This window comes from Salinisphaera hydrothermalis C41B8 (assembly GCF_000732535.1).
In the GTDB taxonomy this organism is placed as follows: domain Bacteria; phylum Pseudomonadota; class Gammaproteobacteria; order Nevskiales; family Salinisphaeraceae; genus Salinisphaera; species Salinisphaera hydrothermalis.
In genome coordinates, this window is sequence record NZ_APNK01000044.1 from 13781 (window position 1) to 28275 (window position 14495).

General features: G+C 64.4%; 14 protein-coding genes. 7 read left to right on the plus strand and 7 right to left on the minus strand.

The genetic code is table 11. From position 1 onward, the window contains the following. Positions 1 to 9 precede the first annotated feature (9 nt). The 4 genes from C41B8_RS17375 to C41B8_RS17390 all read left to right on the plus strand — a co-directional run bounded on the left by C41B8_RS17375 (position 10) and on the right by C41B8_RS17390 (position 4377). Positions 10 to 900, plus strand: coding sequence for a LysR family transcriptional regulator ArgP (locus tag C41B8_RS17375; RefSeq protein ID WP_037341146.1), 891 nt, complete (start codon positions 10 to 12; stop codon positions 898 to 900). Positions 901 to 1032: 132 nt separating this feature from the next. Then, positions 1033 to 1566 carry a cytochrome b gene (locus C41B8_RS17380; protein WP_037341149.1) on the plus strand — a complete coding sequence of 178 codons (534 nt, stop codon included), beginning with the start codon at positions 1033 to 1035 and terminating at the stop codon, positions 1564 to 1566. Between the two features lie 656 nt (positions 1567 to 2222). Beyond that, positions 2223 to 3920 (plus strand): L-lactate permease, encoded by a 1698-nt coding sequence (locus tag C41B8_RS17385; RefSeq protein ID WP_037341151.1) that lies wholly within the window; start codon positions 2223 to 2225, stop codon positions 3918 to 3920. Between the two features lie 49 nt (positions 3921 to 3969). Then, a complete protein-coding gene (locus C41B8_RS17390; RefSeq protein ID WP_037341154.1) occupies positions 3970 to 4377 on the plus strand; it encodes a GlcG/HbpS family heme-binding protein in 408 nt (135 codons plus the stop codon). A 47-nt stretch (positions 4378 to 4424) separates the two neighbouring features. Here the strand turns inward: C41B8_RS17390 and C41B8_RS17395 are convergent, their stop codons facing one another. The 6 genes from C41B8_RS17395 to C41B8_RS19880 form a co-directional block, all read right to left on the minus strand. Next, positions 4425 to 5630, minus strand: a complete 1206-nt coding sequence (locus C41B8_RS17395) for a sulfotransferase (RefSeq protein ID WP_232226114.1) — start codon at positions 5628 to 5630, stop codon at positions 4425 to 4427. Positions 5631 to 5637: 7 nt separating this feature from the next. Beyond that, on the minus strand, positions 5638 to 6363 hold the full coding sequence (locus C41B8_RS17400; protein ID WP_037341157.1) for a hypothetical protein: 726 nt from the start codon (positions 6361 to 6363) through the stop codon (positions 5638 to 5640). A gap of 62 nt (positions 6364 to 6425) precedes the next feature. Continuing rightward, positions 6426 to 6737 (minus strand): hypothetical protein, encoded by a 312-nt coding sequence (locus C41B8_RS17405; RefSeq protein ID WP_051883732.1) that lies wholly within the window; start codon positions 6735 to 6737, stop codon positions 6426 to 6428. A gap of 4 nt (positions 6738 to 6741) precedes the next feature. After that, on the minus strand, positions 6742 to 8082 hold the full coding sequence (locus C41B8_RS17410) for an arylsulfotransferase family protein (RefSeq protein WP_051883733.1): 1341 nt from the start codon (positions 8080 to 8082) through the stop codon (positions 6742 to 6744). A 131-nt stretch (positions 8083 to 8213) separates the two neighbouring features. Further along, positions 8214 to 9503, minus strand: coding sequence for an ABC1 kinase family protein (locus C41B8_RS17415; RefSeq protein ID WP_037341160.1), 1290 nt, complete (start codon positions 9501 to 9503; stop codon positions 8214 to 8216). Next, positions 9490 to 10908, minus strand: a complete 1419-nt coding sequence (locus tag C41B8_RS19880; RefSeq protein WP_051883734.1) for an SDR family NAD(P)-dependent oxidoreductase — start codon at positions 10906 to 10908, stop codon at positions 9490 to 9492. The genes C41B8_RS17415 and C41B8_RS19880 overlap by 14 nt, the downstream gene beginning before the upstream one ends. Positions 10909 to 11094: 186 nt before the next feature. Here C41B8_RS19880 and C41B8_RS17425 point away from each other — a divergent pair, with 186 nt between their 5' ends. From C41B8_RS17425 to C41B8_RS17435, 3 genes are all read left to right on the plus strand, one after another. Beyond that, positions 11095 to 12063 carry a helix-turn-helix transcriptional regulator gene (locus C41B8_RS17425; RefSeq protein WP_037341163.1) on the plus strand — a complete coding sequence of 323 codons (969 nt, stop codon included), beginning with the start codon at positions 11095 to 11097 and terminating at the stop codon, positions 12061 to 12063. Between the two features lie 95 nt (positions 12064 to 12158). Then, positions 12159 to 12833, plus strand: coding sequence for a hypothetical protein (locus tag C41B8_RS17430; RefSeq protein WP_037341165.1), 675 nt, complete (start codon positions 12159 to 12161; stop codon positions 12831 to 12833). Between the two features lie 28 nt (positions 12834 to 12861). Beyond that, complete coding sequence (locus C41B8_RS17435; protein ID WP_051883735.1) at positions 12862 to 13413, plus strand: SprT family zinc-dependent metalloprotease; 552 nt, start codon at positions 12862 to 12864, stop codon at positions 13411 to 13413. A gap of 29 nt (positions 13414 to 13442) precedes the next feature. On the opposite strand, the gene C41B8_RS17440 is transcribed toward C41B8_RS17435, so the two are convergent. Further along, complete coding sequence (locus C41B8_RS17440; protein ID WP_037341166.1) at positions 13443 to 14333, minus strand: ATP-binding protein; 891 nt, start codon at positions 14331 to 14333, stop codon at positions 13443 to 13445. Positions 14334 to 14495 lie beyond the last annotated feature (162 nt).

Sequence of the window (14495 nt, forward strand, 5' to 3'; positions counted from 1 at the left end):
GAAAAATTAATGCGACTGGATTCGGCACAGCTCGCGGCGTTTGTCGCGGTTCTGCAACACGGCTCGTTCGAACGCGCGGCGCGGGCGTTGCATGTCACCCCCTCTGCCGTGTCACAGCGCATCGCGCGGCTTGAGGATCAGCTGGGGCTCGTGCTCGTTGCGCGAGGCACGCCCTGTATCGCCACGCCGCACGGCGAGCGCCTCGCGCGTCATGCCGAAGCCGTGGCGCTGGCCGAACGGGACGTACTCGGCGGTTTGGGCGTGCTCGACACCGACGAAGCACTGCCGGTGGTGCGTATCGCGGTCAACGCGGACAGCCTGGCAACCTGGTTCGTCGATGCGCTGGCCGGACTGCGCGCGATGCGGGTCGACGTGGTGATCGACAACGAAGACCACAGCGCCGACTGGTTGCGCCGGGGCGAAGTCATGGCGGCCGTAGCGGGCGAGACCGGGGCGGTCGCGGGTTGCGATCGACAACCGCTGGGCAGCCTGCGCTACCGTGCCACGGCGACACCGGGATTCGTCGCACGCCATTTTACTGCTGGCGTGACGGCCGATGAACTGCGCGCCGCGCCCGCGCTGTCATTCAACACGTTCGATCGGCTTCAGGCGCGCTGGGCCGAGCGCTATGTCGCCGCGGTGGAGCCGGGGATCGGTCACCGACTTCCTTCGACACAGGCGTTCGTCGAAGCCACGCTGGCGGGCGTTGGCTGGGCATTGAATCCCGAAGTGCTGGTGCGTGATGCGCTTGCCGACGGTCGTTTGCGTGAACTGGTCCAAAATACGCCGTACGATATTCCTCTGACATGGCATTACGTGCGTCGGCTGCACGGGGTACTCGGGGCGTTGACCGATGCCGTAGTGCTCGCGGCCCGGCGCCACTTGGTTGCATCCACGTGAGCGCTGGCCGGTTCGTTGCCAGAACGTAACGCCGCGTTTCATTCCCGTGACTCGCTGCTTGTTCATAATCTTGGCAGTATCCAACCAAGCGCGTGTCGGCCGCCGGCCGGCACTCTGGCAAGCGGGGGTTTAATGAACACAGTTCCGAGTTCGCAGCACTATCATCCGGCAATCAAGACCTTTCACTGGCTGGTCGCCGTACTGGTTTTTGTCGTTTGGCCGCTCGGCTTCCTACTGGGTATGGTCAAGTCCGGATTCCACAACGATTTCTTCTTCTGGCACGCCTCGCTCGGTTTCACGATTTTCTGGCTGATGCTGGCCTGGCTGTGCGTGCGTTTCCTCGCCGATACGCCACCCAAGCCATCGGACATGCCCGCGTGGCAAGCCGCTTTCGCCCATCTGAACCAGTGGCTGCTGTATCTGTCACTCATTTCCCAGCCGCTGATCGGTTTCCTGTTGGCCAGCGCGCACCACGGTACCTTCTTCTGGTTCGGCGTGATTCCGATTCCCAGCCCGCTCGGCCAAGCGACTGGAATCGCACCGACGCTGGCCGAGCTCCATGAATTCTTCGCGTGGGTGATTCTGGTGCTCGTGGGTCTGCATATCTGCGGCGCGCTCTATCACCGCATCATTCGCCGCGACGAGACCCTCTCGCGCATGACCTGAGACCTGTTGCTGTCGTCGTACGATGCCGTGCCAAGCGCTGTATTGCGGCAATACAGCGCTTTTTCTTTCCGCTCGGGCGGCCCATGAAGAATCAGCCAAATGCGCCCGTCAGCCTTGCGCATCCAGGTCGATAATTCGTCCTTGCCGGACAGGGTGTGCGGCACGCCAACGCGGCAGTGCGTACGAAACCTCAACAAACCCTAGGGGGAAAACAGCGCGCAACCGCGCCCGATCTCCATGCTTCGGCGAGCGCCAGCAGGCGGGACGCTTGAAACCGAGCGCCGCCCGTGCGGGGTCGGAACTGTCTTCGCGTATACGGTTGTGCGCAATTTGCTGTAACACGCGGCGCCGACGATGAGCGTGAACTCATCAATTCGTCGACATCTCGCAGGCGCGTTTCGGGGTGCAATGGTCGGTCGATAGCGCCACGGGGTGGCTGTGGTGTGCAACGCGAGATGGGTGACGCGCCCGGCGCGTCCGACCCGGTTGTGTTGCACGGAAACGCGTGCTTTTCTGGCCAATCAACGCCGTAGCGGGGACACGGCGAGTCCACTGAATGGTGCCTGTACGACGTGCCGTGCTGCACGTCGACACGGTCGACGAATCCGAGCTGTCGCTGCGGCGAGCGGCTCGAAATAACAATACAGGGAGAGGAGATGACATCGAGCTGGATGTCCCTGCTGGCGTTCTCGCCGCTGATTCTGGCCGCGGTGCTGCTGGTCGGCTTTCGACTGGCGGCGCGGACGGCCATGCCGATCGTCTATGTGTTCACCATCGCGGTAGCGTTTTTCGCCTGGCAAGTACCGGTAGTTCGGATCGTGGCGTCTTCGCTGCAAGGCCTGATGCTGACGATATCCATTCTTTGGATCATCTTCGGCGCGATCCTGTTGCTCAACACGCTCAAGCACTCGGGCGGCATTGCGGCGATCCGGAGCGGGTTTTCCGGCGTGAGCAACGACCGGCGTGTCCAACTTGTGATCGCCGCGTGGCTGTTCGGCTGCTTCATCGAGGGCGCCTCGGGTTTCGGTACCACGGCTGCGGTGGCGTCTCCGCTGCTGGTCGCACTCGGTTTTCCGGCACTGCCGGCGGTGGTGATCGGCATGATGGTGCAATCCACGCCGGTTTCGTTCGGTGCGGTCGGTACGCCCATCATCGTCGGCGTGACTGGCGGCCTGAATCAGAGCCAGGTTGCCTCCGAACTGGCCGCGCGTGGTGCCAACTGGGCTGATTATCTGCAGCTGGTGACGTCCGAAGTGGCCGTTGTACATGCGATCTGCGGCGTGCTCATGCCATTCGTACTGGTGACCATTCTCACGCGCTTCTTCGGCGAAGATCGGAAATGGACGCACGGTTTTTCGGTGCTGCCGTTCTGTCTGTTCGGGGGGTTGGCGTTCTCGATTCCCTATGCCCTGGCGGGTGTCTTTCTGGGGCCGTCGTTTCCGTCGATCATCGGCGCGCTGGTTGGGCTGTCGATCGTCGTGCCGGCCGCTCGTCGCGGCTTCCTGCTGCCGCGCGATACCTGGGATTTCGCGCCCCCGGAGCGTTGGCCCGCGGAATGGCTCGGGTCCATGGAGATTAAGTTCGACCACGTGACCGACCGGGCGCCGATGTCGACCTTCATGGGCTGGGTGCCCTACGGGTTGCTGGCGGTGCTGCTCGTGATTTCGCGCATCGTGCCGCCGGTTAAGGAGGCACTGAAGTCGGTTGCGATCAGCTGGAGCAATATTCTCGGTCAGCAGGGCGTTTCCGGTTCGATCGAACCGTTGTATCTGCCGGGCGGGGTGATCGTGATGGCGGTGATCGTCACGTTCTTCATCCATCGCATGCGAGCGGGTGCGATCCGGGCCTCGGTCACGGATTCGACCCAGACCATTCTGGGCGCGGGCTTCGTGCTGATCTTCACCGTGCCGATGGTGCGTGTGTTGATCAATTCCGGCGTCAACGGGGCCGATCTGGTATCGATGCCCGTGGCCATGGCGCAGTTCGTGGCCAGCGGAGTGGGCGATATCTATCCATTGTTCGCGCCCGCAGTGGGTGCGCTCGGGGCCTTCATCGCCGGCTCGAACACGGTCTCGAACCTGATGCTGTCGGACTTCCAGTTCCATATCGCCGAGACGCTGGGGGTGTCGACTGCATTCATGGTGTCACTGCAAGCCGTAGGCGCCGCTGCCGGCAACATGGTCGCCATTCACAACGTGGTGGCGGCTTCGGCAACGGTCGGCCTGCTGGGCCGCGAGGGTACGATCATCCGCAAGACGATTCTGCCGACACTCTATTATTGTCTTTTGACCGGTATCATCGGGCTGATCGGCTTTTATGTACTGGGCATCGGCGATCCGCTGATGGGGGGCTGAGCCGCCGCCCGGTCGATATTCACGAACACAACGCGAGGCGAACTCGATCATGCAGCATAAACCCACGCTCACGCTGGACGACGTCAACCGGATCCTCGATGCGGCCCAGGCCGAGGCCGAATCCAACGGCTGGAAAGTCGCGATCGCGGTGGTCGACGAGGGCGGGCATCCGCTGGGTCTGCGTCGACTCGACGACTGCGCCCCCATGGGCAGCTATGTCGCGACCGAGAAAGCACGGACCGCCGCCCTCGGCCGCAAGGAAAGCCAGGTCTTCGAGGACATGATCAACGGCGGGCGTAGTGCGTTCCTGTCGGTGCCCGAGCTCAAGGCCACGATGACCGGCGGCGTGCCCGTCGTGGTCGACGGCCAGGTCGCCGGCGCGGTTGGCGTGTCCGGCGTCAAGCCGGATCAGGATGCGGCGACCGCCAAGGCCGGAGTCGCAGCGGTCACGGGCTGATCGAATGCCGGCCCGGCCTTTGCTACGGTCGGGCCGGCATCATGCGCTCAGAAATTCGGCGCGCCGCGGACCGGGTTGCGTTCGCCAAGGCGTTCGCGGTCGTAGCCGAAACGTTCGGCCACTGGCCCGGTGAAGCGACGGATCGTGGCGATCTCGTCGGCCGCGAACGCCGGCTTGTAATAATCGGGCAGATGCAGCCGTTCGCTGGCGGATACGAGCGTGGCGTCGTCGACGTCCAGATCGCAGTGGCGATAGAAATCGGCCAGTACGGTCTTGGAATCCGTACACAACGGCTCGTAGCGCACGACCTGGGTCGCGCCGGCGAGCTGCGAATCGGCGCCGAGCTGATCGGCCAGCGCGCCGTAGACCATGGCCCAGTAGCGGGCCCAGCCTTCGACTTCGGCGCCTTCGCGCCATAATGCCTCGATGCGCTCGATCGCCTCGGGATCGCCGGTGTTGATCGGGCGGCGATCCAGGCCGAATTCGAAATGCCCGACCCGGCGCAGATGATCGATCGCGCGCGGGTGCGCTTTCTCGCCGGCCTCGAACAGCGTCTGCTGTTTCATGAGTGAGGCGATATGCCAGACCGGATCGCGGACCGGCAGCACGAAGCGGGCGTCGGCGAACATGGACTGGAGATACGCCAGGCGCATCAGGTTGTAGTTGCCCTTGGCCACATAGCGCTTGCCGTCGCGGATCGCGAGAATCTTGCGGATATGTTCGCGGTAAAATTTTTCGAACGCAGGGTTCGAGGTCTCGCGCGTGAGCACGTTGGAATAGGCTGGATCATGGCTGTGTTCGAAAAACGCCATCCACAGCACTTCCTCGAACGCTTCCGGGCTGTGTGACGTGACCGCGATGCCGTCGCCGTGCGCCCGCTCCGTGGCCGATTCGTCTTTTTCCGGAACCCGCGCCAGCCAGCGATCCCATAGCCACGGCGTGAATACGGGCGGGAAGTCGCGGTATTTGTGGGTGGCCACGTCCGGGTGTGCGGCCAGCAGTTCGAGCAGCATGGTCGTGCCCGAACGCGCCAGCCCGGCGATATAGATCGGCGCCTCGATAGCGACATTCTCGATCGCCTCGGCGGCCATCCTGGTATCGAAGTTGCCCAGCCGAATCGCGCCGCGCGGGTGGCGTTCCTGCCAGCCCGCGACGCGATGCATCCACGTGGGCACGGCGAAGCTGGCAACGGCGGCATCGCTGGGCGCCGAACGCGGCGTGCGCGTGGTGGAGTTGGAAGTCTCGTCGCTCATGCGCTGTCTACTCGATCCGGGCCCACTTGAACATCAACAGGGAGACAATGAACATCACCGGAATGAACACGGCCAGCCAGCCGCGCATCCACGCAGGTCCGACATGGATGAATTCGCGCTCGGGCAGATCGATGCGGACGGCGTCGATCGGGCTGTCGTCCGGCAGATAGCCGAGCGGATTGCCGACCAGCCAGTTCCAGGCGCTGTATTTGGTAATGATGGGCACGGGGGCGGTCATCGGGTACGCCTGCGTGGCATGGCCCACAGTCGTGACCGATACGGCCGGCGGATTATGGCTGCCGTCCCAGTGCGCGTTGGCGCCGCTGGCCGAGGCCGGGACGGTGGCGACCGTGGGTGTCGTGCCGTTCGTCGGCAGGTTGTAATCGAAATGGTTGTCGGCCCAGACCAAAAAACACAGCAACGGCAGGATCGCAATGATCGTGCCGGGCACGACCAGACCGATATGCTTGAAGGCGGTGGCGAACTGGTCGCGGATCAACGGGCCGGCGTCGGCGAACTCGCCGTCGAAGCTGTTGAGCTTGCGCCGTGCTTCGCGGGCCTCGCGCTTGGCCACGCCGATGCGCGCCTGCGGCGACAGCACCTTGTAGAGCAGCATGGTGCCGATCGCCAGGATCGCTGCCCACAACGCCAGCCGGAGCGTTGCCGGCAATACCGACGCGGCGGCGCCGTCGACCACGTCGAATACCGGCGAAAGAATATTGAACAAACCCATCATAGGTTCCTTGGATCAGGGCCGGCCGCGCCGTCGAGGCGCGGCCGCATCAATTCGCCGGCTCAGCCTCGGTGGCTGTCGCGCGATTGCTCGGAAGCCGGCTTGTCGGCGCTGGCGGCCGTTGCATGCTGTTCGCGCGCCTGCTGGGACTCACGGCGCTTGCGCCGCATGCGACGGATGGGCCAGAGGATGACGAATAGAAACGCCGCGCCGATGGCGCACAGCAGCCCCCATAGGGCACTGAGCAGGCTGAGCCCGGCACCCGGGCCGACGTACGCCTGGGCCGCGGCGAACGGCATCAGCAGAATCAGCAGCGTAATACCCAGCTTGAGCGGGGTGCCGAAGCGGGGCGTATTGGATGAACGATAGGACATGACATCACTCCTGCGACGTATTCAATGAGCGACGAAAGGCCGGGGCGAGGGCATCGGGCTTGATGCGCTGCCCGGACGAGACGACCGGTATGTACTGGTTCTGGTCGCCGCCGCGGATCGGGTTGAAGAATTCCCAGACGATATCGCCGTCGGGCGCGACTTCGAACAGACGACCGCCGTCGGATTCGGTCACCAGTCGGTCGCCGTTGGGCAGCGTGGTCACGGCGCCACGCAGCAGATTGGAAAACGGGTGTTGGGCGTTGCCTTCGTATTGCCAGACGATGGCGTCGTTGGTCGGATCGACTTCGAGAATCCGGCTCATGTTGTGCTTCTCGAAGTTGCCATAGTTGTCGAAGATGGTGAAATGCCCGTTCGGTAGCACGCGCATCGAATGCTGTCCGAGCCAGGAACCTTTGAGCGCCCAGGTTACTTTTCCGGATTTCAGATCGAGCAGGGCGGCGATGCCCGGATGACGAATCGAAAGCAGCACTTGGTCGCCATTGCCCTGGGCCGGGGCGAACGCCTGGCCTAGCTTGTTGCCGAGATACTGCACGCTGTTGGTATGCAGCGGGTCTTCCATGGCAAAGCTGGGGTCGGCGCCGAGCAGCGCCTTGTAGCGCGAATCCCACAGCGCATCGAAGATCGAAATCTTCCGGAGCACCTTGCCGGTCTGGCCATCCAGTTCGACCAGATAATCATCCAGCCACGGCGTGCTCAGATGAGCAAAGCCTTTGACCGGCTCGTTGCGAAAAGCATGCGTGAGGACGAACACGCGGTTGTCGTCGCTCAGGTAAAGATCGTGGTGCGTCGCGCCGTGATACTTCCAGATCACGTTGGATTGGGCATCCAGCTTGACCAGTCCGTAGCCCCAGGGCGTATCGCCGGCCGCGATGAAGATCGCCAGCAGGTCGCCGTTGGGGTACATCACCGCCTTGCGGAAATACATCAGCTTGTCCGGCTGGGCTTCGCGGCCGTCCGGGGTGGTGTTCCAGAGCTTGGAATAGTCGGCGTGCCACTGGTGCACGACGTGGCCCTTCATATCGATGAGATACGCGGTGGTCCGGCCGCCGGAGGTATACAGGGTATAGCCGTTGTAGGCGCGCTTGGCGTCGTAGATATCGACACCGCGCGCGGCGCTACGGGCCTTGCGCCACTGATCGGTCTGGGTGAACGGGTCGTCGATGGTGTGTTTCTGCTGCACCAGCGCCCAGCCGGCGCGATACGCGTTATCGAGAAACTTGTAGGGGAACACTTCGGCCAGAACGATGTACGCGCCCCCCAGGAACGCAAAGAAAAGACAGCCGATGAAAAACGCGGCCACGCCGAGGCGATCGCCTTTCTCCATACCCTAAATCTCTTTTATTTTCGGCCAGTTGGCGCCGCTATCACGACGTTGTTCGGCCGATTTTTGTGATTGTTGAGTATAGAATAGAGCGGGATGCTTAACGGCCGATTAGCCGACCGTTCGTCGGATCGTCAACCCTGGGCCGGGCCTTCGGGTGGGCCGTATTCGCCAGCGATGATGCGTTCGAGTTCGCCGTAGAGATCCACTTCGGCATGAATGCTGCGCAGGATCCAGTACAGTCCGGACAGGGTGCGCATCACGAACACCATGTCCGGCGCGGCCCGAAAATAACGCCAATAGCCCATCGACCGGCCCAGCTCGGCGCGGATCGAATCGATCAGTTCATCGCGCTCGAATACATACGGCCGCCGATCGCGCAGCGGGGCCAGGGCCGATTCAGCATGGCGCTCGTAGATGCCGCGATAGACGTCGGCGTGTTTCTCCCAACTGCCTTCGGGCACTGCGCCGAGCCGTTCCATGCCGGCGTGCACGCCGGCCCAGTCCTCGGTCATGGCGGCGGCCAGGATGTCGCGCATGGCCAGACGTGTCTCGACATTCAAATACTTGATGCAGCCGAAATCGTACAGCGCCATCGTGCCGCGCTCGGTGATGCCGAAATTGCCGGGATGCGGATCGGCGTGCAGCGCGCCGGCTTCGAACACCTGACGATTGATCGCCTCGACCACGGCTGAGCCCAGTTGCGGATCGCCTGTCTCCAACGGCGCGGAGTCCAGGCGCGTCGTGACCAGCGTGGCCTCGGTGCACAAGGCGCTGACCGGCTCGGGCAGCTCGAAATCGCGCAGCCCGAGCGTGCGCAGCCGTTGCAGGTTTGCCAGCTCGCGCCGATAGTCGGTCTCCTCGACGAAGCGTTCGCGCAGTTCGCCCAGCACGCCGTCGAGTTCGCGTCCGCCGATCGGCAAAAAGCGCGACCACTTGAGCAGCCGGCCCAGGTTGGCGATGTCGGCGTCGATGGAATCGGCGACGCCGGGGTAGCGGATCTTGACCACCACCTCACGCCCGTCGACCAGCCGGGCCGGATGCACCTGGCCGATCGAGGCAGCGGCCATCGCCGTTTCGTCGATATGCGCGATCATATCGCGCTGCTCGTCGGTCCAGCTCGCGGCCAGGACCGGCTCGAGATCGGCGAAGTCCCACGGTTCGGCGTTGCGCTGCAGGCGTGAGAGCTGTTCGGTGAGCTGCGCGGGCAACAAATCCTGATACAACGACGCGATCTGGCCGAGCTTCATCGCCGCGCCCTTCAGGCTGCCCAGCGTTTCGTACCAGTCCTGGCCGGTCTTTTGCAGGCTCTTGGCCCGGTCGTAGCCCGGCATGCTGCGCATCGCGCCGCGTGAGATGGTGCGGATGCCGGCGCCGATAATGCGGCGGCGGCGTTTTTTGGAGTCGTCGCTATCCGAGGCCATGGAGGGTCAGCCCGGTGGTGTTGCGGAGCCAGCCATAAAGGCTCTGAGCCTGACTGGGTTTGACGCGCGTACCCGGCACCAGCGCGGTGGGGCGCGGTTTGCGATCGAACACGAAGGCACCGTTGAGGCCGCCGGCGGCACGCGCCGCACCCAGCCATACGGCGGTGTCCGCGCCCATGCGCGCATCGCGCAGCACGGGCCGCATCAATAAATGGAAACGCGGCAGCGATTTTTCCACGCCGGGTGTATCCACCCAGCCCGGGTGCATGGCGTTGAATACGATGCCTTCATCGCCGTAGCGACGCGCCCAGTGCGCGGTCAGCGCCACGAGCGCGCGCTTGGCGCGGGCATAGGCTTTGAGCCCGCCGTAGTTGCTGGGCAGCGGCGCGAGGGCATCGATATCCAGGCCCACGGCATACATGCCGCCGCTGGCCATATTGACCACGCGCCCGCCAGCCGCGTGCAGCGGTTCGAGCAGCGATTCGGTGAGCACGAACGGGGCCACGAGATTGATCGCCACCGTGCGTTCGATGCCGTCTTCGGTGACACCGTATTCATCGAACAGGGCACCGGCATTGTTGACCAGTACGTCGATCTTCGGCGCGTCCTGCGCAATGGTTGCGGCTGCACGGCGCATGGCAGCAATGCTCGACAGATCCGCTTCGACGACGTCCACGGCATCGGGCGCGGCGCCGGCAAAGCCGCGCACGTGGCTGGCCGCGGCCGCCAGACGATCGGTATCCCGGCCGACCAACGTGACGTGGGCGCCGAGCCGGGCATATTCGGCGGCTATAGCTCGCCCGATGCCGCCTGTTGCGCCGGTGATCACCACGCGCTTGCCATCCATGAACTCACTGTGCGAGCGATCGCGCATGGCGAAGTAGCCGCGGTCGGTATACAACGCCTCGCCGGGCAGGATGCTGCGATCGGCGGCATAACTCAGCCAGCCCTGGCGCGGCGTTTCGGTACGGATCTCGAGCGCATCGGCCAGACCGCGCGCGGCCCGCGGCACCATCCGACGCATGATCGGCGCGATTACCGAGCGCGCGCGCGCCAGCGGGCCGCGCAGCGAGAAATGGCCCTGATAGTCGATACGTGAGCGGGCACCGCCGTCTTCGGCGCTGACGGTCAGCGTCTCGAACGTCTTGATGCCGGCACCGCGGCCGACCAGGTCGATGCGCCGGCCCGGTTGAAGGGTGTCGATGCGATAGCGCAGCGTCTTGCGCCGCGCGCCGAAACTGACGATGACGCGGAACTCGGTACCGGTCGCCGGCGAGCCGGGCGTGAGCTTCTCGGCCCGATAAACGGTCGGATCCCACTGTTCGCACGTCGAGAAATCCGCGATATAGCGGAAAACGTCGTGCGGCGAACGGTCGGCGGTGACATGGGTGTCGATTTCGATCATGGGCGCGCAGTCGATGTCTGCGACATTGGTCGGATTCCGTTCGTGCAGTCTGTGCACTGCAGGGCGACGCTGCAAGCGGTGTGAATCGATAGATCACAGGGGATGAATGCTCTGACCGCGATATCCCGGCAAGTTCCCTGAAAATCGGCATACCGCAGTACGGCAACGGCGTGAGAGACTCCGGTCATGAATGTCTTCGATCGTATCTACGCGCTGCACAAGCAACTGTCCGGCGCGCGTTATCCGATTCCCAAGGCCACACTGGAAGCGCGCCTGGAATGCTCGCCGGCCACGGTCAAGCGCATCATCCGGGACATGCGTCTGTATCTTGATGCGCCGATCGAGTACGACCGCGAGTACAACGGGTACTACTACGCTGGCGAGGCGGATGCACGCTTCGAGTTGCCGGGATTATGGTTCGATGCGTCCGAACTGGTCTCGCTGCTGGCCATGGACCAGCTGTTGGAAACGCTGGAGCCGGGTCTGTTGTCCGCCGATCTGGCGCCGGTTCGACGGCGGCTTGAGCGGATTCTCGAATCGCGCGCCATGGGCACCGGCGAGCTCTCGGCCCGCACGCGCGTGCTGCGCGCGACCGCGCGGCGGCCCGGGCCGGCCTTTGCCGACGTGGCCGCGGCCACGGCCATGCGACGACGGCTGTTCATGCGTTACCACGGCCGGGCCCGGGATACGGTCAGCGAGCGGACCGTGTCGCCGCAGCGCTTGGTCTATTACCGCGATAACTGGTACCTGGACGCCTGGTGCCATGCCTCGGATGGTCTGCGTAGCTTCTCCATCGACCGTATCCAGTCGGCGGAGATCACCGATACGGCCGCCGATGACATGAGCGGCGACGCGCTCGATCAACAGCTCGGCGGCGGCTACGGCATCTTCTCTGGCCATGCGGTTCATACGGCCATTCTGCTGTTCAGCGCCGCGGCGGCGCGCTGGGTGGCCGACGAGCAATGGCATCCCGATCAGGTCGGGGCGTGGCGCGACGATGGCCGCTACGAGTTGCGCGTGCCGTATGCCGCGGCCGAAGAACTGCTGCGCGACGTGCTGGCCTACGGGCCCGAAGTGGAAGTGGTCGGTCCGTCGGCGCTGCGCGAGGCGGCTGCGCAGCGGCTGTCCCGCGCGGCGGCGATCTACGAACTGTAAATTTTTACAGCTCCGGGTCGTGTTCTGACCCACCCCCGGTCGCATCCTGTGCCTCGAGTCGAAACCGCAAGATTCGCGACACAGGAGTTGGAATCATGTCGAACCGTCGAGTTGCCTCCAATCGCAGCGCCCATCCGGCATACGATGAACTGCGCGACGCCACCCGCGAACTGCGTCGGCGGCTGGCGCATGCCTTGTCGATCGAATATGACTGGCGGTATCACGATGGCCCCGAGTGGGCCGCGCGGTACTGGCGTGCCTTCGGCGATCTGGCTGTCGATCTGGCGGAATCCGCGGCGGCGCCGCGCTATCGTCAGGTCATCGCGCGCAGCGAATGGCCGAGCCTGTCCCGCGCCGAAGCCGACGACGTACGCACGATCTTTCGCGGGCTGGTGGCCGTAGCTCACCCGGCGGTCGACCCCGCCGCTGGGCAGGACGAGCGCGCCAGCCTCTGGCCCAAGATCCTGCGTGCCTATCGGGGCGGCGATCGCTCGGCGCTGGTAGCTGCGTGGTCGGAAACTCGTGCGCTGGCGCGTGGCCCCGGATTGCCGGACGACGTCGTGGCGCTGCGCGCCGAGCACGATCGTCTGCTTGAGGCCGCGGCAGCAGCCGACCGCCGACTGGCCGAGATGAGTCAGACGTTTCCGTTCAATATGCGCGACAAGCTGGACGATGCCGGCTGGATCCGTCGTCAGCGCCTGGCGCTGGCGCAGGTGCAGGCGTTCACGCAGGCGCCGGCCGGCGAGGCGGCGTGCAAACAGGTATCCTGACCGGCCAGGTTTCGTCCGGCGGTGTTTGATGGCGCGTCCGGTTCAGCACAATCTTGTACTCGACGATGCCGACGCCCTGCAGGTCCGCGCACGCGAGCTGACGGCATACTGGATCGAGCGGGCGCGGGAGATCACTGGCGCCAGCGCGCGCCGGTTGCCGGTGCCCGAAGTGCGTTTCGATCTGCGGGGGCGCTCGGCCGGCCAGGCGGTGTTCGCCCGGCGCACCCGGCGCTGCCATATCCGGCTCAACGCCACGCTGCTGGCCTCGCATCCGAGGGAAATGCTGGACGAAACCGTGCCGCATGAAGTCGCGCACGTGGCGATCTATCGGCTGTACGGCCGTCGCGCCAAGCCACATGGCGCCGAGTGGAAGGCGTTGATGCAGGCCTTTGGCGTCGATGCCTCGCCGTGCCATGCGCTACCAGCCGAGCCGACGCGCCAGCTCAAACGCTATCGCTATGCCTGCGGCTGCGACGAACCGGCCTGGCTGACCAGCATTCGACACAAGCGGGCCCAGGCGGGCACCGACTATGTTTGTCGTATGTGCGGGACGAAGCTGAAGTTCGACGACGCTGGATAGCGGCGTCTGATGCAACCCGGCCGCGTGGATTAGCCAGCCGCGTGCTGACCCGCCCAGTCGCGTGCAAATTGTTCGGCCGTCCGGCCGCTGCGATTGCCACGGGCCAGCGCCCATTGCAGCGCGGCACGCTCCCAGGACTGATCGATGCCAACTTCGGCCTTGATGTCATAGGCGCTCAAGTGGGCCGCCGCAATCTCCAGATAGTGCGCCTGGTCGAACGGATAGAATGACAGCCACAGCCCGAACCGCTCGGATAGGGAGATTTTTTCCTCGACCGCTTCGCCGTGATGGATCTCGCCGGTGGCGGCATCGACGGTTTTCGAGGCCTGATTTTCCGACTGGTATTCCGGCAGCAGATGGCGCCGGTTCGAGGTCGCATAAATCAGGACGTTCTCCGGCGCCGCCGCGAGCGAACCGTCCAGCACGGCCTTCAATGCCTTGTAGCTGCCGTCCCCGGCTTCGAACGACAGATCGTCCGAAAACACGATGAAGCGCTCGTCGCGCCCGGCAAGCCGGGCCACCAGATCGGGCAGGTCGACCAGCCGATGCGCCGGCACTTCCACGATGCGCAGGCCGGCGTCGGCGAATTCGGACAGCAATGCGCGGATGAGCGAAGACTTGCCGGTACCGCGCGAGCCCCAGAGCAGGGCGTTGTTCGCGGGCCGGCCATCGACGAACTGGCGCGTGTTGGCGAGCAACCGTTCCTTCTGGCGCTCGATGCCCTGCAGGCGATCGATCGGCATGGTGCTGGGCGAGGGAATGGCTTGCAGCCGGCCGTCGTCGCGCCAGCGGAATGCAAGAGCCGACCAATCGATGTCGCCGTCGACGGCACGCCGCTCGTCCGCCAGCCGGGCTTCTTCGGTGTCGGCCAGGCGGGTGAGCTGGGCAAGGATCTGTTCGAGGGTATCTGTATCTTGCATTGGGCTAGTCTAGGGCGTGTTGAGGTGTCGTACGAGTCCGCGCCAAGCGGTTTCCGGAAAGCGGCAATAGCCGCCTGTTTGCGCACCATGCCGCCGATGAAAAAAGGTTCTTCGCAGATAAGCGTGAAAGGCGGCGGTGACCGCATGGCTTAAGCTTGGATT